Source organism: Nocardia otitidiscaviarum (assembly GCF_007362295.1).
Classification (GTDB): domain Bacteria; phylum Actinomycetota; class Actinomycetes; order Mycobacteriales; family Mycobacteriaceae; genus Nocardia; species Nocardia otitidiscaviarum.
Genome location: NZ_CP041695.1, coordinates 5,734,254 through 5,751,485 on the forward strand (window position 1 = coordinate 5,734,254; position 17,232 = coordinate 5,751,485).

The 17,232-nt window shown below is 69.2% G+C and carries 17 protein-coding genes; 8 read left to right on the forward strand and 9 right to left on the reverse strand.

Annotated features, from left to right (window positions below; genetic code table 11):
* Positions 1 to 145: 145 nt before the first annotated feature.
* Together FOH10_RS25835 and FOH10_RS25840 are read left to right on the forward strand one after the other, a co-directional pair.
* Positions 146 to 1,144: a chemotaxis protein CheB gene (locus tag FOH10_RS25835; protein WP_143982670.1), complete on the forward strand. Its 999-nt coding sequence runs from the start codon at positions 146 to 148 to the stop codon at positions 1,142 to 1,144.
* Positions 1,145 to 1,153: 9 nt separating this feature from the next.
* The gene (locus FOH10_RS25840; protein WP_221937879.1) at positions 1,154 to 3,049 is read left to right on the forward strand and encodes a CheR family methyltransferase; all 1,896 of its coding nucleotides are present in this window, start codon (positions 1,154 to 1,156) and stop codon (positions 3,047 to 3,049) included.
* Between the two features lie 139 nt (positions 3,050 to 3,188).
* Here the strand turns inward: FOH10_RS25840 and FOH10_RS25845 are convergent, their stop codons facing one another.
* The gene (locus tag FOH10_RS25845) at positions 3,189 to 3,953 is read right to left on the reverse strand and encodes an ATP-binding protein (RefSeq protein WP_143982671.1); all 765 of its coding nucleotides are present in this window, start codon (positions 3,951 to 3,953) and stop codon (positions 3,189 to 3,191) included.
* 361 nt (positions 3,954 to 4,314) lie between these two features.
* On the opposite strand from FOH10_RS25845, the gene FOH10_RS25850 reads away from it, so the two are divergent.
* Positions 4,315 to 5,211 carry a phenylalanine 4-monooxygenase gene (locus FOH10_RS25850; RefSeq protein WP_143982672.1) on the forward strand — a complete coding sequence of 299 codons (897 nt, stop codon included), beginning with the start codon at positions 4,315 to 4,317 and terminating at the stop codon, positions 5,209 to 5,211.
* On the opposite strand, the gene FOH10_RS25855 is transcribed toward FOH10_RS25850, so the two are convergent.
* Both FOH10_RS25855 and FOH10_RS25860 read right to left on the reverse strand, forming a co-directional pair.
* On the reverse strand, positions 5,177 to 5,797 hold the full coding sequence (locus FOH10_RS25855; protein ID WP_143982673.1) for an acyl-CoA-like ligand-binding transcription factor: 621 nt from the start codon (positions 5,795 to 5,797) through the stop codon (positions 5,177 to 5,179). The genes FOH10_RS25850 and FOH10_RS25855 overlap by 35 nt on opposite strands.
* Complete coding sequence (locus FOH10_RS25860; RefSeq protein WP_143982674.1) at positions 5,787 to 7,298, reverse strand: DHA2 family efflux MFS transporter permease subunit; 1,512 nt, start codon at positions 7,296 to 7,298, stop codon at positions 5,787 to 5,789. The genes FOH10_RS25855 and FOH10_RS25860 overlap by 11 nt, the downstream gene beginning before the upstream one ends.
* 180 nt (positions 7,299 to 7,478) lie before the next feature.
* Between FOH10_RS25860 and FOH10_RS25865 the strand changes: the two genes are divergently transcribed.
* Together FOH10_RS25865 and FOH10_RS25870 are read left to right on the forward strand one after the other, a co-directional pair.
* On the forward strand, positions 7,479 to 8,153 hold the full coding sequence (locus FOH10_RS25865; RefSeq protein WP_039810211.1) for a nuclear transport factor 2 family protein: 675 nt from the start codon (positions 7,479 to 7,481) through the stop codon (positions 8,151 to 8,153).
* Between the two features lie 266 nt (positions 8,154 to 8,419).
* Positions 8,420 to 9,787 carry a D-alanyl-D-alanine carboxypeptidase family protein gene (locus tag FOH10_RS25870; RefSeq protein ID WP_143982675.1) on the forward strand — a complete coding sequence of 456 codons (1,368 nt, stop codon included), beginning with the start codon at positions 8,420 to 8,422 and terminating at the stop codon, positions 9,785 to 9,787.
* A 38-nt stretch (positions 9,788 to 9,825) separates the two neighbouring features.
* On the opposite strand, the gene yhjD is transcribed toward FOH10_RS25870, so the two are convergent.
* From yhjD to FOH10_RS25885, 3 genes are all read right to left on the reverse strand, one after another.
* Positions 9,826 to 10,845 carry an inner membrane protein YhjD gene (gene yhjD / locus FOH10_RS25875; RefSeq protein WP_143982676.1) on the reverse strand — a complete coding sequence of 340 codons (1,020 nt, stop codon included), beginning with the start codon at positions 10,843 to 10,845 and terminating at the stop codon, positions 9,826 to 9,828.
* 62 nt (positions 10,846 to 10,907) lie between these two features.
* Positions 10,908 to 11,939, reverse strand: coding sequence for a tryptophan--tRNA ligase (gene trpS, locus FOH10_RS25880; RefSeq protein ID WP_029925550.1), 1,032 nt, complete (start codon positions 11,937 to 11,939; stop codon positions 10,908 to 10,910).
* 78 nt (positions 11,940 to 12,017) lie between these two features.
* Complete coding sequence (locus FOH10_RS25885) at positions 12,018 to 12,956, reverse strand: oxygenase MpaB family protein (RefSeq protein ID WP_143982677.1); 939 nt, start codon at positions 12,954 to 12,956, stop codon at positions 12,018 to 12,020.
* 107 nt (positions 12,957 to 13,063) lie between these two features.
* Here FOH10_RS25885 and FOH10_RS25890 point away from each other — a divergent pair, with 107 nt between their 5' ends.
* Positions 13,064 to 13,699, forward strand: coding sequence for a TetR/AcrR family transcriptional regulator (locus FOH10_RS25890; RefSeq protein ID WP_143982678.1), 636 nt, complete (start codon positions 13,064 to 13,066; stop codon positions 13,697 to 13,699).
* Positions 13,700 to 13,750: 51 nt separating this feature from the next.
* Entirely contained in the window at positions 13,751 to 14,047 is a 297-nt protein-coding gene (locus FOH10_RS25895) for a putative quinol monooxygenase (protein WP_143982679.1), read from the forward strand.
* 52 nt (positions 14,048 to 14,099) lie between these two features.
* Here FOH10_RS25895 and FOH10_RS25900 read toward each other — a convergent pair whose 3' ends face one another.
* Genes FOH10_RS25900 through FOH10_RS25910 form a run of 3 tightly spaced genes read right to left on the reverse strand, consistent with a single transcriptional unit; the run spans position 14,100 to position 16,260 of the window.
* The gene (locus FOH10_RS25900) at positions 14,100 to 14,912 is read right to left on the reverse strand and encodes a barstar family protein (RefSeq protein WP_143982680.1); all 813 of its coding nucleotides are present in this window, start codon (positions 14,910 to 14,912) and stop codon (positions 14,100 to 14,102) included.
* Entirely contained in the window at positions 14,912 to 15,448 is a 537-nt protein-coding gene (locus tag FOH10_RS25905) for a guanyl-specific ribonuclease (RefSeq protein WP_143982681.1), read from the reverse strand. Before FOH10_RS25905 ends, FOH10_RS25900 begins: the two co-directional genes overlap by 1 nt.
* Positions 15,445 to 16,260, reverse strand: coding sequence for an exodeoxyribonuclease III (locus tag FOH10_RS25910; RefSeq protein WP_143982682.1), 816 nt, complete (start codon positions 16,258 to 16,260; stop codon positions 15,445 to 15,447). The genes FOH10_RS25905 and FOH10_RS25910 overlap by 4 nt, the downstream gene beginning before the upstream one ends.
* Positions 16,261 to 16,323: 63 nt before the next feature.
* On the opposite strand from FOH10_RS25910, the gene FOH10_RS25915 reads away from it, so the two are divergent.
* Positions 16,324 to 17,184 carry an alpha/beta fold hydrolase gene (locus tag FOH10_RS25915; protein WP_244961376.1) on the forward strand — a complete coding sequence of 287 codons (861 nt, stop codon included), beginning with the start codon at positions 16,324 to 16,326 and terminating at the stop codon, positions 17,182 to 17,184.
* The last annotated feature ends 48 nt before the right edge of the window (positions 17,185 to 17,232 follow it).

Here is a 17,232-nt window from a genome sequence, read left to right on the forward strand (position 1 = left end):
CCGGGTCTCACCGCTGCGCCGGGCTCTGCCACCCCATCGTCCCGCCCCACCAGCGGAGAAACGGCGCGAGCAGATCGACGCCCCCGGGCCGTGGCATCCCGGGGCGTAGCGTGAGGGGTGGGCCTGCCGACGGAAAGAGGTCCGGGTGGAACCTTCGGATGTGATCGTGGTGGGTGCGTCGGCCGGTGGGGTCGAGGCGTTGCGTGAGTTCGTGCGCGGGATTCCGGAGGATGCGAACGCGGCGGTGCTGGTGGTGTTGCACATGCCGCCGCGCGGGGTGAGCGCGCTGCCCGCGATTCTGCGGCGGGCGGCGGGTCTGCCGGTCGAGGCGGCGCGCAGCGGGTCGCGGCTGTGCGGGGGACGGATCTATACGGCGGTGCCGGATCATCATCTGCTGGTACTGGACGGTCGTATCGTCCTGTCGCACGGGCCGACCGAGAACGGGCATCGGCCCGGCGTGGACGCGCTGTTCCGCTCGGCGGCGCTGGCGTGGGGCCCGCGGACGGCGGGAGTGGTGATGTCGGGATCGCTGGACGACGGGACCGCCGGGCTGTCGATGATCAAGGCACGTGGCGGCCTGGCGGCCGTGCAGGATCCGAAAGAGGCGTTGTACCGGAGCATGCCGGAGAGCGCGATGGCGCAGGTGCGGGTGGACCTGGCGCTGCCCGCGGCGGAATTGGGGGCGGCGGTGATGCGGCTGTTGCGTGTGCGTCCGCATCGACCCGAACCGCCGCCACCGGCGGAACTGGATCGATTGGAGCTCGACATGGATGCCGGTCGACACGTCGTGCACGACCGGATCGCGACATCGGCCGAGCCCTCCGGCTTGACCTGCCCGGACTGTAGCGGCCCGCTGTTCACGATGGTCGACGGCGTGCGCTACCGCTGCCTGGTCGGACACGCGTGGACCGCCGAGGCACTGCTGGTGGAACATAGCGTCGAAGTGGAGAAGGCGCTGTGGACGGCCGTGCGCGCACTGGAGGAGAAGGAGCGTCTGGCCGACCGGATGGTGGCCGACGCCGAACGTCGCGGTGACGACCTGATCGCGCACCGCTTCGCCGATCAGCGCGGCGAACACGCCCACGCCGCGGAAGTATTGCGAAAGCTGTTGGTCGAACGCCGGGCCGAGTGCTCCGAGCGGTAGGTTGAGCGGGTGGAACAGGACAGTACGCCCCGCGCCACCCAGGGCTTCGAGGAGATCCTGCAATACCTGAAAGACGCCCGCGGCTTCGATTTCACCGGCTACAAGCGCAGCAGCCTGATGCGCCGGGTGGACCGCCGCATGACGCAACTGGCCGTCGGCGACTACGTCGAGTATCTGGATGTGCTGCAGGCCAATTCGGATGAGTTCGTCGCCCTGTTCAACACCATTCTGATCAATGTGACCGGCTTCTTCCGCGATCCCGACGCCTGGGAGTTCCTGCAGTCCGACATCGTGCCGAGCATGCTCGCCGAGCGCGGACCCGAGGAGCCGATCCGGGTGTGGTGCGCGGGCTGCGCCTCCGGTGAGGAGGCCTACAGCCTGGCCATCGTGCTGGCCGAAGCGCTCGGTGTCGAGGAGTTCCGCCAGCGGGTCAAGATCTACGCCACCGATGTGGACGAGGAGGCGCTCGGCACCGCGCGCCAGGCCGTGTACAGCGACAAGGAGGTGCAGCCGCTCGGCCACGAACTAACCCAGAAGTACTTCGAATCGATCGGCGGGCGCTATTCCTTCCGCAAGGACCTGCGCCGCTCGGTGATCTTCGGCCGCAACGACCTGGTGCAGGACGCGCCGATCTCCCGTATCGATCTGCTGGCGTGCCGGAATACGCTGATGTACTTCAATGCCGAGACCCAGACCAAGATCCTGGACAAGTTCCATTTCGCGCTGGCTCCGCGCGGTTTGCTGTTCCTCGGCAAGGCCGAGATGCTGTTGTCGCACAGCCGCATCTTCGATCCGGTCGATCTGAAACGCCGGGTGTTCCGCAAGGTGCCGACGTCGCGGATGGATGTCGGCACCGTCTTCGGCCGATCGCTGGTGCCGGACCGGCGCGAGTTGGACCAGGTGGAGGCCCTGCGCGCGCTGTCCTTCTCCGCCGGTCCGGTGGCGCAGGTGGTGCTGGGCCCGAATGATGTTGTGACACTGGCGAATCAGCAGGCCAGACACCTCTTCGGCCTGAACGACCGCGATGTGGGTCGCCCGCTGCGCGACCTCGAGCTGTCCTACCGCCCCGTGGAGCTGCGCGGCTATATCGATCAGGTGCGAGCCGACCGGCGGGCGTTGCGCATCAAGGATGTCGAATGGCAGCGCGGCCCGGGCGAGATACTGGCCTTGGAGGTGCACGTCAGCCCCCTGCTGGTCGACGATGTGCCGATCGGCGTCTCGGTGGTGTTCCACGACGTGACCGCGAACCGCCGTCTGCTCACCGAGCTGAGCCGGGCCAATCAGCAGCGCGAATCCGCGTACGAGGAGCTGCAATCCACCAATGAGGAGCTGGAGACGACGAACGAGGAACTCCAGTCCACCGTCGAGGAGTTGGAGACCACCAACGAGGAACTCCAGTCCACCAATGAGGAATTGGAGACCACCAACGAGGAACTCCAGTCCACCAACGACGAATTGCAGACGATCAATTCCGAGCTGCGGGAGCGCAGCAGCGAACTCGACGAGGTCAACGAGTTCTTCGCCGCGGTCATGAGCTCGTGGCCCGGCGGGGTGGCCGTGGTGGACACCGCCATGCGCATCGTGGTGTGGAACAGCGGGGCGGAGAACCTGTGGGGCATGCGGGCGGACGAGGCCGAGGGCGAACACCTGCTCAACCTGGATATCGGGCTGCCGGTGGCGGAGCTGCGTCCGATCGTGCGACCGGCACTCGGCGATCCGGCCTACCGCGGCGAGGTCGAACTGGAGGGGGTGAACCGGCGTGGGCGGCGCATCACCGTGCGGGTGGTGTGCACGGCGCTGCGCGATCGCAACGGCGCGGCGACCGGTGCCATCCTGGTGATGGAACCGTTCGGCGCGGGCGACGCGGAACCGGGTGCACCCGCGGACGCCCAGCCCCCGCAGTAGCTGGACAACCCAGCTCGGTACCTCGGCTCCTCGAAACCGCTGCGACTCGAAACCGCTGCGACTCGAAAACCACTGGGCGTGATACCGCTGTGGCTCGGTGGCGTCGGCTCGGTGCGGACGGCTGCTCAGTGCAGTCGGCTCAGCGCGGTTCCCGCCTGGGGCCGACCGGCACGGTAGCCCAGACGACCTTGCCGATCGGCCATTTCGGCGCACAGCCCCAGGCCCGCGCCAGCCGGGCCACCACGTGCAGCCCGTAGAACCGGGGGCCACCGGGGCCGGGCTCCCGCAGCACCGCCTCCCGTGGGTCCGCATCCGCGACGGCGACGGTCAGCAGGTCGTCGCGCAGCTCCAGGCGCACCCGGATATCGGCCTCGGAGCGGCTGTGCAGAAAGGAGTTCTCGACCAGTTCGGTGGCGATGAGCTGGGCATCGCCGAGGGCCGAGCCGGTATCCCAGCGCTGACAGATGTCGTCGACGAAGCGGCGGGCGCGCTGGGCGCAGTCCCCGGTCGGCGCCAGATCGAGGGTTGCCCACCGTCGCAGCGGCGGATGCTCGAGTGAGCGAACCGCGGCGGTGACGGTGGCGAAGACCGGCACGAAACGCCGGATGGCGCTGGAGCGCAGCACCGCGCGCCGGAAGCCCAGTTCGACGACCAGTAGAACGGGCACCCCCGGCCAGTCCCCCACCCGCATGGACACACTCGCGAAGACGGACAACAGCGGCTCGGAGGAGACCCGCAGGTCATCGAGGACGACGATGACCGCCCGCGGCTCCTCCACGGTGAACTTGACGAGGTCGTCGCTGAAGCACCGGTACGTGGTCGGATTCAGCACCCCGCGGGGACGGACCACCGTGCACCCGTCTCGCTCGTCGCGCTGCCACTGGAGTTCCGTATCACCCAACACTGTCGTACCAATGCTCCGGGATGGGAGATGTGGTGGCAACCTGATGCACCGCTAGGTCCCATCGACTCGATTGGACTGTCGCCGCCGCGTGCGCGGTCGTTGTGGCAGGGTGGTCGCCCCCGTCGCGCCATACCCTGCTTACGGTAGGCAATTACCCGCTGAGCGGAGGAAGGAACCACGGAACAACACAAGCCGGGTGAACACGGGCCGAGAGTTGCCGATCCGCGGTGGTGAGCCGTCTGCGCACCGTTGCCCGGCGAGCTACCCGTTGACGCGGCCGATCATGCCGCAAAGCTAGTCAATCTGTTCAGCTGGGATGGCTTTTGTTGTCGTACGGCCCGGCTGGTGCTTGCCTGGAGGCATGTTCACCGAAGCTCAGCTGTACTCGCCGGTGACCACGGGCGCCGACGGTGATGTGACGGTGCATCTGAGCGACGAGCATCCCGGCGTGCACGATCCGGAGTATCGGGCCCGCCGCAATGCCATTGCCGCCCTCGCACTGTCGTATCGCCCCGGGGAGCCGGTGCCCCACGTCGACTACACCGGCGAGGAACAGGAGGTCTGGCGGATCGTCTCCGCCGAATTGGCCCGCAAACGCCGCCGCTACGCCTGTGCGGAGGTGCGGGCCGCGGCCGAACGCCTGGCGCTGCCCGCCGACCACATCCCGCAGCTCGACGAGGTGTCCGCGGCGCTGACCCCGCTCACCGGTTTCCGCTACGTGCCCGCGGCCGGGCTGGTGCCGCTGCGGGAGTTCTTCGGTTCCTTCGCGGACCGGATCTTCCACTCCACCCAGTACATTCGCCATCACAGCGCGCCGCTGTACACCCCGGAACCGGATGCGGTACACGAAATCCTGGGCCACGCCAATCAATTGGCCAGTCCGCGCTTCGCCGCCATCTACTCCGAGGTGGGCGCGGCGGTGGCCCGGCTGGAAACCGATGTCGCGCTGAAGTTCCTGGCCGACGTCTTCTGGTTCTCCATGGAGTTCGGCGTGGTCCGCGAGGAGGGTGAAATCCGTTGCTACGGTGCGGGTTTGCTGTCGTCGTACGGTGAGATCGAGGAGTTCCGCGCCGCCGAGCTGCGGCCGCTGGACATCGCCGAGATGGGCACCGTCAGCTACGACATCACGCACTATCAGCCGGTGCTGTACTGCGCCGAGTCCGTGGCCGAGATCGAGGACGTGGTGGGCGGCTTCTTCGCCGAGATGGACGACGAGTCGCCGCTCAGAGTGGCATCCCGGCCGACAGGAAGTCGATGATCCCGGCGACGGCCGTGAGATCGAACGGATCGCGGGCGGGGTCCATCAGCACCGCCTCCGCGGCCCCGATGAAGGCCCCGGCCAGGGCCCGCACCTCGATATCGCCGGTCTCCCGGCCGACCCGTTCGGCGACCATCCGGGCGATGAGGTCGACATTGCGGTCCATCTCCCGAGCCAGCGCGCCGCGCAGTTCCGGAACACTGCGCACCAGATCCGCGCGTTCGCGCTCGAACTCGAACTGACTCGGGTCGAGCCCGTCGATGGCCTCCAGCATGGTCCGCTTGATGGCCTCCAAGGCGGACAGCTCCGGCGGCTGCTCCCGGTATCTCGCGACGATGATCGGGTCCAGGTCGTCGACGAGCACCACCTGTTCCTTGGACGGGAAATAGCGGAAGAAGGTGCTCGGCGACACCTCGGCCGCCTCGGCGATCTGCTCCACGGTGGTCGCGGCGTAGCCCTGCTCACGGAAGAGCCGGAACGCCTCGACGCGGATGGCCTGGCGGGTGCGTTCCTTCTTCCGCTCACGCAGCGACCCGCCGGACCGCTTGGCGGCCGGGCGGGTCTCGGGCTTCGACTCAACCGACATGCAGCGATTGTCCCGTATCGGCCGTGGGCGTCTCACCCGCGGCGCGCGGCGCGGTGGTCAGCGCCGCGAGCCCGGCCGCGGCCAGACAGATCGCCGCGCACACCCACAGCATGGCGCTCATCCCACCGACGAAGGCGGTCCGCACCGTGTGCAGCGCGCCGTCGCCGAGCTGATGCGCCACCGCCACACCGGAATTCACGCTGTCGCTGATCGGCGCGCGGTCCAGGTCGCCGAGTCCGGCCCGGTAGGCGGTGGACAGCACCGTGCCCAGCACGGCGATGCCGATGGTGCCGCCCGCCTGACGCAGCGCCTGTAGCAATGCCGAGCCGGATCCGGCGCGCTCGGCCGAGAGATCGTCGATCGCCAGCCCCATGGCGGCGGGCATGACGAAGCCCATGCCGATGCCGAGCAGGGTCAGGGATGCGGCCGCGACGGCATAGCCGCTGTCCACCGTGATGAGTCCACCGAGGGCGAGCCCTCCGGCGAGCAGCGCGAACCCGGAGGTGAGCACCACCCGAGGTCCGGCCGCGGGCAGGAGTCGGTCGGTCACCCGGGTGCCGATGAGCAGGCCCGCGATGAGCGGCAGCAGCCGCAGCCCGCTACCGAGCGCATCGGCGGCCAGCACCGCCTGGAAGTACTGCGGCATGGTGAAGAACAGGCCGAACATGGCGAATTGCACCAGGACCATGTACACGGTGCCCCAGCGGAATCCGCGCGCCCGGAACAGTTCCGGATCGATCAGCGGATGTGTGGTCCGCCGCTGCCACAGCGCGAACGCCGCCAGCAGCGCCACCCCGGCGGCGATGCAGACCCAGGCGATGCCGTCGCCCCAGCCCTCGTCGCCGCAGCGGATGAAGCCGTAGGTGAGGCCGAGCATGCCGAGCACCGACAGCACCACACCGGGCAGGTCCATCCGAAACGCGTTGTCGCCGCGGGATTCCGGCAGCAGCAGCGGTACCGCGATCGCGCCCACGATCACCAGCGGCACATTGATCAGGAAGACCGAGCCCCACCAGAAGTGCTGGAGCAGCCAGCCGCCCACGATGGGGCCGAGCGGCAGGCCGATGGCGGTGGCCGTGATCCAGATGGTCAGGGCGCGCTGCCGCTCGTCGGGGTCCGGGAACAAACCGGGCAGCACCGCCATGGACAGCGGCATCATGGCCGCCGCACCGACCCCGAGGGCGACGCGGGCGGCGATGAGCTGGCCGGAGCTGGCCGCGAAGGCACATGCCACCGAGGCGACGCCGAACAACAGCAGCGCGCCGAGCAGGAATTTCCGGCGGCCGTAGCGGTCGCCGAGCGCACCAGCGGGCAGCATGAGCGCGGCCAGCGCGAGGGTGTAGGCGCTGGTGAACCACTGCAGCGCGGCGGTGTCGGCGTGCAGGTCGACGGCCACGGTGGGTAGCGCCACGGTCAGCACGGTGACATCGAGTCCGATGGTGAGCATGGCCACCGAGAGCGCGCCGAGGGCCAGCCAGCGGCGGGTGTCCGCAGCCTTCATGACAGCTCCGATCATTTGATATTTACTATATTTTGAAAGCGTCTACCATTTTCTAGTCACTGTCAATAGCCGTCACGGCGGCCGCGTTCGACGCGACGCCGCCCGCGTTCGCTGTTAGGTTCAACCGGTCCGAAACGAGATCGACTGACCCACATCGGGTCTGGACACAAGAGGCACGAAATGACGGTTGATACAACAGAATCCGAAGCCACCGAGACCCCGCTCCACCTGCAGGGCCGCGATGCCGTGATCGCCGCTGCGGCAGCGGAGGATTGGCGCGCGGAGGCTCCGGACTACCACCTGAGCAAGGAGGTCATGCCCAAGGAGCGCACCACCGACCACGCCCCCGGTTCCCTGGAGGCCATCGTCGAGGAGCTGGTGAAGGTCTTCGAGATGGAGGTGTCGCACAAGAAGGACCCGGCCACCTGGGTCTCCCTGGTCGCCGAGCACTACCGCGGCCGGGTCAACGGCGGCCCCTGGCAGAACGCCGAGGAGTTCGCCCGCATCGGCAGCTACAACATCCTGATCGGCGACAACCCCTACTACCCGGCGGGCGAGGACTTCGAATCCTCGCACCACATCTTCCACACCGCCTTCCCGGGCGGATTCTTCTGGGAGGTGCTCGAAGTGCTGGCGGGACCACCCACCGTCACCTTCAAATGGCGGCACTGGGGCCGCTACACCGGGGCGTACCAGGGCCACGAGCCCACCGGTGAGCTCATCGAGATGACCGGCATCACCATCGCCAAGGTCAGCGAGGATCTGCGCATTCTCGAACTCGAGCACTTCTACGACAACAACAAGCTGCTCGGCCCGCTCGCGCACGGCTGCCCCGTGCGGAACAGCGCCGAATAGCACCCTCCCCCAAGCGGTTTCGGCCGCTGCGCCGCCGTACGGGCTCGTCACCCGGTGTCGGCGACCACTCCGGGGGGAGATCTTCACGCGTCGTCGGCCTCCGCGCGGTCGGCGACGCGCCGGAATACGGTGCGCGCGACCGCATCGCGGCATCTCCCGTGCGTACGGTCAGGCCGGACCCGCACACCGTCCGATCGGACATGGGATCGACGGTTCCCGGAACATTGCGCCGGACCGCCGATCGACCACCGTTAAGCTCATCCACGATGAGTATTCGCTGCGGGCCAGCACCCCACGACCACGCCACCGATTCCGCCCGGCACCTCGCGGGCGGATACCGGAGCATTCGGATCGGCCGGTTCGCGGCGCTACGCACACCACTGCTCGCACTCGTCCTCATCGCGTTGTCGGCGATCGGGCCCGCCACCGCGCAACCGCCCACCGCCGATCCGACCACGACGGCACCGTTCACCACCCCCAATACCGACGCCTGCCCGAACAAGAGGCAGCCGCCACCGCCGGTCGACACCTCGGAGGTGCCCGCCCCCGGCCAGCCCACGCCCACCCCGCTGCCGATTCCGGCGAAGCCCGTTGGCGGCGAACAGCTCGGCGGCTGTGGCCTGGTGCTGCCCGAGGGCGCGCCGGCGGTGCCGGAGGGCATCTCCGCCACCGCGTGGGTGGTGTCGGACCTCGACACCGGCGCGGTACTGGCCGCCAAGGATCCACACGGCCGCTACCGGCCCGCCTCCACCATCAAGGTGCTGCTGGCGGCCGTGGCGCTGCGCACGCTCGACCTCGACACGGTGGTGATCGGCACCCAGGAGGACGCGAATGTGGAGGGCACCCGGGTCGGCATCGGGCCGGGTGGCCGCTACACCAATCGGCAACTGTTCCAGGCGCTCATCATGGCCTCGGGCAATGACGCCGCGCACGCCATCGCCGCGCAACTCGGCAGCGACGAGGCGGCGGTGGCGATGATGAACGCGCGAGCGAAACAGCTGCGCGCCCTGGACACTCGCGCCGCCACCCCCTCGGGTCTGGACGGTCCGGGCATGAGCACCTCGGCCTACGACCTGGCGGTGCTGTTCCGCGACGCCATGGAGATCCCGCTGTTCGCCGAACTGATTCGCACCGAACAGGTGGACTTTCCGGGCTTCCCGGCGAACCCGCTGGTACCCGGCGACGAGGACCACCCCGGCTTCGCCATCGGAAACGACAACCACCTGCTCTTCAACTACGAGGGCGCGCTGGGCGGCAAGACCGGTTTCACCGACGATGCCCGGCAGACGTTCGTGGCCGCCGCCGAACGGGGCGGCCGCCGACTGGTGGTGACCCTGTTGCAGGCCGAGGTGCGCCCGCTGCGGCCGTGGGAACAGGCGGCCGGGCTGCTGGATTACGGTTTCGCCCTGCCGGACGAGGCGAGCGTCGGATCACTGACGGGCACCGGAGCCGAACCTTCCGAGAGCACCGATTCCGCTGTGGCCGTGGCGAGTCCACCGCTGGACGACGCCGGGGCGCTGTCGCCGCGCGGCCGGGATCACGACAACCTGCGGGTCACCCTCATGGTCGGCGGCACCGTCCTGGTGCTCGTGCTGCTGGCCGGGGCGCGCCGCATCAGCCGCCGCCGCTATTGAAGCCGCCCCCGACACCGGGTACCGATCGGGGCGGCGCTTCATCGTCGGCGGCGCAACGTCGACAGCAGCCCGGCGGCAAGGGCTCCCGCGCCGAACAGGGCCGCCCCCGCCCCGGCGGTGAGCCCCGGACCGGTCACCCGCGGTTCGATGACCGCCGGTCCCGGAGCCGGGATATCCGCGGGGACGTCGTTTTCCGAGGCGGTGGCCGCCCACGCGGTGGCGAACAGGATGATGCGCGCGGTGATGTAGCTGAACACCATCAGGCCGAGGATCGGACCGAAGGCGACCCCGGCCGGGCTGGTCGCCACCCGCTTGAGAACGAATGTGGCCAGCTGCTTGAAGATTTCGAAGGCGATGGCCGCCATGAGGGCCGCGCGGGCGGCACTGCGCAGGGTCACCGCATGCCTGGGCATGCGGGCGATGATCCAGACGAACAGCGCCCAGGTGGCCAACACCGCCAGCAGCAGCGACAGCCCGGTCAACACGGCGGTCGCGCCCGGAACATGGTCGAGCCCCACGGTTTCGAGCAGTTCCCCCGCCAGACCGCTGCCCGCCAGCACCGACAGGCCCAGCGACACCACCGAGGCGAGTCCGAGACCGATGAGCGCGAGCAGGTCGGACCCCTTGGTCACGAACCAGTTCCGCTCCTCGGCCTTCTGCTCCCACTGCTCGGTGAGCGCCGCGCGCAGATTCGCCGCCCACCCCAGTCCGGAGTAGAGGCCCGCCGCCAAACCGATGATGCCGACCCCGGCGCGGGATTCGACGGCCTGGTCGATGAGGTCGTTGAGCTGCTCCCCCGCCGAGCCCGGAATGTTCTCGACGATCTTCTCCTGGATCTGGGTGAGCAGCTCGGGATTGTTGGCCAGCACGAAGCCCGCCACCGCGAAACCCACCATGAGCAGCGGAAACAGCGACAGCACAGTGAAATACGTAATGCCCGCCGCGTAGTAGTCGCCGCGCTGCCGCTGATATCGGCCGCCCGCGCGCACCATGTGGTCCAGCCACGGGCGGGCCTGGATCCACCCCTCGATTCGCGCTTTGACCTTGTCGAGCACCATTCACCTCCGCCACGGCCCCGCGCGGGTGCGGCGGATATCGGCGCTGCGCCGACCCGGCCGAATCAGCTCGGCCGAGCCAGGAAGCCGACCCGGTCGTACACCTGCGCGAGGGTCTTGCCGGCGACCTCACGCGCCCGCTCCGCGCCCGCGGCGAGAATGCGGTCGAGTTCGCCCTGGTCAGCCATATACTCTCCCACCTTCGCCTGGAAGGGGGTGACAAATTCGATCAGCGCGTCGGCGGTATCGGCCTTGAGATCGCCGTAGCCCTTACCCGCGTAATCCTGCTCGAGGGTGACGATCGGGGTCTCGGTGAGCGCGCTGAGAATGGCCAGCAGGTTCGAGACGCCGGGCTTGTGCTCGGGGTCGTAGCGGATCTCGCGTTCGGTGTCGGTGACGGCCGAGCGGATCTTCTTGGCCGAGACCTTGGGATCGTCGAGCAGGTTGATCAGCCCGGAATCGCTGGCGGCCGACTTGCTCATCTTCGAGGTCGGATCCTGCAGGTCGTAGATCTTGGCGGTGCCGGACACGATATGCGCCTCGGGCACCACGAAGGTCTTCTTGAAGCGAGTGTTGAAGCGCTGCGCCAGATTTCGGGTGAGCTCCAGATGCTGGCGCTGATCCTCGCCGACCGGCACCTGATGCGCGCGGTAGAGCAGGATGTCGGCGGCCATGAGCACCGGATAGGTGAACAGGCCCACGGTGGCGTTCTCCGCGCCCTGCTTGGCCGACTTGTCCTTGAACTGGGTCATCCGGCTGGCCTCGCCGAAACCGGTGATGCAGTTCAGCACCCAGGTCAGTTCGGCGTGCTCGGGCACGTGCGACTGCACGAACAGCGTCGACTTCTTGGGGTCGACGCCGACGGCGAGCAGCTGGGCGGCCGAGATCTTGGTGCGCTCGCGCAGCTGCTTGGGATCCTGCGTCACCGTGATGGCGTGCATATCCGGGATGAAGTAGAAGGCGTCGTAGTCCTCCTGCATGCCCACCCAATACTGCACCGCGCCAAGGTAGTTGCCGAGGTGGAAGGAACCGCTGGTCGGCTGGATCCCGGACAGGACCCGCTGCTTGCGATCGGGGGTGGGTGCAGGACTGGACATGCCCCGATCTTCCCATGCCGCGTCCAGCGGAATTTCGGGCCACCCCGCCCGGCCGCGCGGGGCCGCCCGCACCGCCCGTCAGGCGCCGAGCCGCGCCGCCAGCGGACGCGGATCCACCCCCGGCATGCTGGGCCGACCGGAGTTCACCAGCTGCTGTTCCCGGCGGGTGAGCAGGCGGTAGAGCGGATGGCTGGGGCCGGAGAGGGGGCCGCGCAGCGGGGCGGGTACCAGCGGCGGGGCGATATGGGCGGTGCGGACGGCCCGGGTCAGGCCGCGGAAGGCGACCTCCTCGGGCAGACCCCACCTCACCTCGTACATCTCCCGGATGCGGGGCGGCAGGCTGCCCTGCACGAGCAGCGAGAATCCCGACGCGGCCGACTGGAACGGCAGCGGCAGCGGATAGGCGACCCGCTGCCCCATGAGATAGGAGCCGACCAGTGTGGCCTCGTCGGTGAGGTACAGCTCGTCGGAGGCCAGGTAGGCGTCGAAGGAGCGGCGGAACTCCCGGTAGTCGGCGGGGGCGGCCGAACGCGGCATGCCGAACAGTTCGCCCCAGCGCACGTAGTCCTGGTAGAGGCCCTCGCGCTCGGTCGCGGTCAGGCGGCGGACCAGCAGATCGTGCATGACCTCGGCGGAGTCGAAGGTGAACGCCATGGTCATGTACATCAGATGCGGGTCGCGGGCGGAGTAGCGGGCTCCGGCCGGATGTTTGTCCCCCGCGGCCTCCGGCAGGGCGCCACTCACCGGGGCATGCCGCTTGCGGGTGAACGACAGCGCCCGGTCGGCCTCGGCCTTGCTGCCCAGGAAGACCGCCTCGAACAGACGTCCGGTCAGGGCGAGCCGGGTGTAGGGGGTGGTCCGGTGCTGGGTGTTCTCGGCGGTGCCGACGTACAGCAGCGGATTGACCGCGCCGATCACCAGCGCTCGCTGGCCGTAGGTGAGTCCCACCGCCCGCTTGCGCATGACGCGGCGAATCATCGAATCGTCGGAGAAGTATCCGGGCTCGCGTGCGGGCATCGTTGCCTCCAGTCAGGGGACGCACGTCCATCTGGCAAGAGCATCCCCCAGAATTACGATTCTGGCAAGGAGTCCTACCAAAAACGCGACCGTGCCAGAATCGATTCGTGACCGGGCAGCGAACCTACGGTGGCGTCTCCGCGGAACAACGACGTGCGGGACGCCGCGCGGCCCTGCTCGACGCCGCCCTGGACATCCTCGGCAGCGAGGGCCTGGAACGGCTCACCGTCGCCGGACTCTGCGCCCGCGCCGGACTCAACGAGCGCTACTACTACGAACAGTTCGACAGCCGCGATGCCGTACTCACCGCGCTGTTCGACGGCATCGCCGAGGAGTTGGCGGCGGCGGTACTGCGCGCAGTGCTCACCGCACCCGACGACACCCACGGCAAGGCGCACGCCGCCGTATCCGCCGGAATCGGCGTGCTCGCCGACGACCCGCGCAAGACCCGGGTGGCGCTGCTGGTCAGCGCGGCCACCCCGGAACTGCGCTCCCGCACCCTGCGCACCATCCGCACCTTCGCGAACCTGGTCGCCGCCGAGGGCATCGACTTCTACGGCCTCACCGAGGCCGACCCCGACCCGGCCATCGCCTTCCGCGCCACCTACCTGGTCGGCGGCCTGGTGCAGATCCTGGCCAGCTGGGTCGAAGGCGACCTCGCCATGACCCGCGACGAACTCATCGACCAGACCACCGACGTCTTCGTGCTGCTGGCCGAGGACCTGGCACAGCGGCTGCGCTGAACCTCGGTGCGGCTCGCACCGCGCACAGCAGTCGACAGCGAGGACACAGCCTTGAACAGCCCGGACACCGTGACCGTCCTCATCGAGATCCACGCCAACCCCGGCCAGGAACAGCAGGCCCGGGATTCGCTGCTGCATGCGATCCAGACCTCGGCGAAGCCGGGCCTGGTCAGCTCCACCGAGTACGCGGATCTCAACGACGCCGGCGCGTTCTACGCGGTGCAGGTGTGGGAGAGCACGGCCGCTTTCCACGCGCATATGGAGGACGCCGCCAAGTCCGGTATGCACGAGGCGATCACGGTGTTGCGCGAACCCCCCAGGACCACGGTACTGACCACCATCGGCTGATCGACCGCACGCCGCCCCGGCGTCGGCGATTGCGCTACCCGGTACGCCGGAGTCAGTCGTCGTCTCGTGTATCGAGTACCAGCGACGCCATCGCGGAGCCGGTCGGTGCGGCACCCTGCAACACCACCCGGAAGACCACCCCGCGCCGTGCCCAGTAGTCCGCCGCGTCGGTCATGGCGGAATCGAACCAGGACCGCTGCCCGGGTTCGTCGGCGAGCAGTTCGTCCGCGTCGCGCACGGCGATCACATACCCCCGCGCGGGGGCGAGGCAGTCGTCCAGGTCGCGCAGGCTGTCGTCGAAGGCGTCGAGGTTGCCACCGAAGTAGTACGGGAATTGCAGTGCGGCGGCGAATTCGTCGAGTACACCGGCCACCGTGCGCATCCGGCGTCCCCGCACCTCGCGTGCGGTGTAGCCGTCCGGCACCGCGTAGCGGACACCGCCGAAATCGGGGGCGCTCACGTCCAGCGCGCCGAGCGCGGGCGTGCGCGCTGCCGCGTCCGCCGGACGGGTCCGGTTGGTCGGCCTCGCCGGACCCGGCTCGGGCGACGCATCCGCCCCGGTCGCCCCCGCGCCCGTTCGCACCCGAGGGTCCTGGGCGTGCGTATCCTTTTCCTCGGCCTCGTTCCGCTCGCGCGCGTCCGTTCCCTCGGCCGTTTCGGCTCGCCCGGCCCCCGCCGCAACCGATTCGGCCGCCTCCGCGCCTGATCCGGCCGTACCCGACGCCCCGGCCGCACCACTGGCCGACTCCGTCCCACCTGGCGACTGGGCAGAGTCGGTGACGCCCGATCTCGGGTGCGGGACGGCCGATTCCGTGCGGGCGGGGTCGGCGGACAGGAAGCGGGACAGCGGGATCGGCCGGGGCATCAGCGCATCCTCGTGAAGGTGTCGTAGTGGTCGCCGGTGTAGTAGGCGGAGCCGTCGCTGCCGGTGACGATGCGTTCGGCGTCGCGGCCTCGGCCTCGCTGCTTGGGGTTGACGTCCCATTCCCGATAGGTGATCGGATTGCCCGCGGCGTCCTTGGTGGGGAGGGCTCGGGAGCGGTTGAAATACGTGTCGCCGCCGTGGGTTCCGGGAGCGTTGGCGGAGTCCGGCCAGCGGCCCGCGTCGATCTCGACGAGGGTGCGGTAGGCGCGGTCGGGGACGCCGGGTACGTGGCTCGGCGATGCCGCCGTCGACGGCGTGCCGCCGGTTCCGGTGGCGGGTCCGGGTTTCGGCGCGGTGGTCGCGGGCGCCGCGTCGCGGTCGGCCGCGCTGGTCGCGGTGGCCGCGGGTCGAGTTCCGCTGGGCGAGCCCGCCTCTCGGTCGGAGTCGCCGCCGCGCGAGCCGAGCACCGCCACCGCCAGCGCCACCAGGGCGACCCCCAGCAGTAGCCAGGCGCGCAGCCGCGGCGAGATGGTCACCGGTACTGCACCGTGACGGGGGCGTGGTCGGACCAGCGCAGCGCGTAGGTCGGCGCCTTCTCCACCACCGCCTGCTTGGCCCGCCCGGAGATGTCACCGCGCGCCAGGTGATAGTCGATTCGCCAGCCAGCGTCATTGTCGTAGGCGCGGCCGCGGTAGGACCACCAGCTGTAGGGGCCGGGCACGCCCGGATGCAGTTCGCGCACCACGTCCACGTATCCGGCGGCCAGCATGCTCGACACCCAGGCCCGCTCCCCCGGCAGGAATCCCGCGTTCTTGACGTTGCCCTTCCAGTTCTTGATGTCGAGTTCGGTGTGGCCGATATTCCAATCGCCGCAGATGACGAAATCGCCGGTGTGCGCGAGCATGCGGGCGCCCACCGCGTCCAGGAAGCGGTACTTCTCGTCCTGCATGGGCGTATCCGCCTCGCCGGTGTGGACGTACACGCTCGCCACGGTCACCTCATCGAAGTCGACCTCGATGTAGCGGCCGGTACCACCGAATTCGGTACTGGGAACCCAGGTTCCGTTGTCGTCGTGGCCGATGCCGACGCGCACCGCCCGCGGTTCCCGCCGCGACAGCACACCCACGCCCGCCCGACCCTTCACGCCCGGTTCGGCGTGGCTCAGAAACCATCCGGCGTCCAGGGCCGGAGCCAGCGCCTTGCGGGTCTGCTCCTCGGTTGCTCGCGTCTCCTGCAGGCAGATGATGTCGGCCTCGGTGACGGCCAGCCACTCGAGCATCCCCTTCCCGGTCTTGCCGGTGGCCGCGCGGATCCCGTTGACGTTGATCGTTGAGATGATTGTCGCCACGGTACGACCGTACAATGCGGCTATCCCACTCTTCTCGTGGACATCGAGGTCCAGGAAGGGGTGATGACGATGACGTCAGGCACCACCCAGCCCACCACCCCGCTCGCGCCGATGAAGGCCCTCCACATGGGTTCCGGCGAACCGCTGCTCCTGCTGCACGGCTTCATGCTCTCCCCGCACTGCTGGGAGCAGGTGGCACAGCGGATGGCCGGCCACTGCGAGGTCTTCGCCCCCGCCTTCACCGGGCATTGGGGCGGACCGGATTTCGACGGCTGGTACCTGGACGTCAGCGCCCTGGCCGATCGGATCGAGGATCAGCTCGACGAGATGGGCTGGCGCTCCTGCCATATAGCCGGGAATTCGCTGGGCGGCTGGGTGGGGTTCGAGCTGGCGCGGCGCGGCCGGGCCCGCACGCTCACCGCCATCGCTCCGGCGGGCGGCTGGCAAACCCCGTCCAGCCTGCAGATCCGGGTGGGTCTGAAATTCCTGTCCCTGGTGCCGGTGGTGGAGCTCGGCAAACGCCTGCCCGAGGTCGTCGCGTTCAGCACGCCGATCCGCCAGCTCGTCGCGGCCCTGCTCACCAAGAACTTCACGGCCGCGCACCGGCGCGGTGTGGAGGCGGCCATCACCTCGGCCCTGAACTGCAGCGCCATGATCCCCATGCTGGTCAGCGGCCTGCGCGCACCCTGCCTCGAGCACCTGGGCGATCTGCCCACCCCGGTGCGGCTGCTGATGTGCGAGCACGACCACATCATTCCCAATCGGGTCTACGCCCGCCGCTTCCTGAAGGAACTACCCGATACCGCGGACCGCATCATGGTCCACGGCGTCGGACACGTCCCCATGCTGGAAGCGCCGGACCGGATCGCGACCCTCATCGCCGAGCACGTCTACGCCAGCCGCACCCGCCTGCGCGCGGTGTGATCGCCGCCGGGGCACCGCCACGTCGTCCGCCGTACGGGTCACCGTCCG

What these genes read in the sequence shown, in the direction of transcription:
- FOH10_RS25850 (WP_143982672.1), top strand. Translation starts at nt 4,315, where the DNA reads ATGTTCACCGAAGCTCAGCTGTACTCGCCGGTGACCACGGGCGCCGAC.
- FOH10_RS25855 (WP_143982673.1), bottom strand. Translation starts at nt 5,797, where the DNA reads ATGTCGGTTGAGTCGAAGCCCGAGACCCGCCCGGCCGCCAAGCGGTCC.
- FOH10_RS25860 (WP_143982674.1), bottom strand. Translation starts at nt 7,298, where the DNA reads ATGAAGGCTGCGGACACCCGCCGCTGGCTGGCCCTCGGCGCGCTCTCG.
- FOH10_RS25865 (WP_039810211.1), top strand. Translation starts at nt 7,479, where the DNA reads ATGACGGTTGATACAACAGAATCCGAAGCCACCGAGACCCCGCTCCAC.
- FOH10_RS25870 (WP_143982675.1), top strand. Translation starts at nt 8,420, where the DNA reads ATGAGTATTCGCTGCGGGCCAGCACCCCACGACCACGCCACCGATTCC.
- yhjD (WP_143982676.1), bottom strand. Translation starts at nt 10,845, where the DNA reads ATGGTGCTCGACAAGGTCAAAGCGCGAATCGAGGGGTGGATCCAGGCC.
- trpS (WP_029925550.1), bottom strand. Translation starts at nt 11,939, where the DNA reads ATGTCCAGTCCTGCACCCACCCCCGATCGCAAGCAGCGGGTCCTGTCC.
- FOH10_RS25885 (WP_143982677.1), bottom strand. Translation starts at nt 12,956, where the DNA reads ATGCCCGCACGCGAGCCCGGATACTTCTCCGACGATTCGATGATTCGC.
- FOH10_RS25900 (WP_143982680.1), bottom strand. Translation starts at nt 14,912, where the DNA reads ATGCCCCGGCCGATCCCGCTGTCCCGCTTCCTGTCCGCCGACCCCGCC.
- FOH10_RS25915 (WP_244961376.1), top strand. Translation starts at nt 16,324, where the DNA reads ATGACGATGACGTCAGGCACCACCCAGCCCACCACCCCGCTCGCGCCG.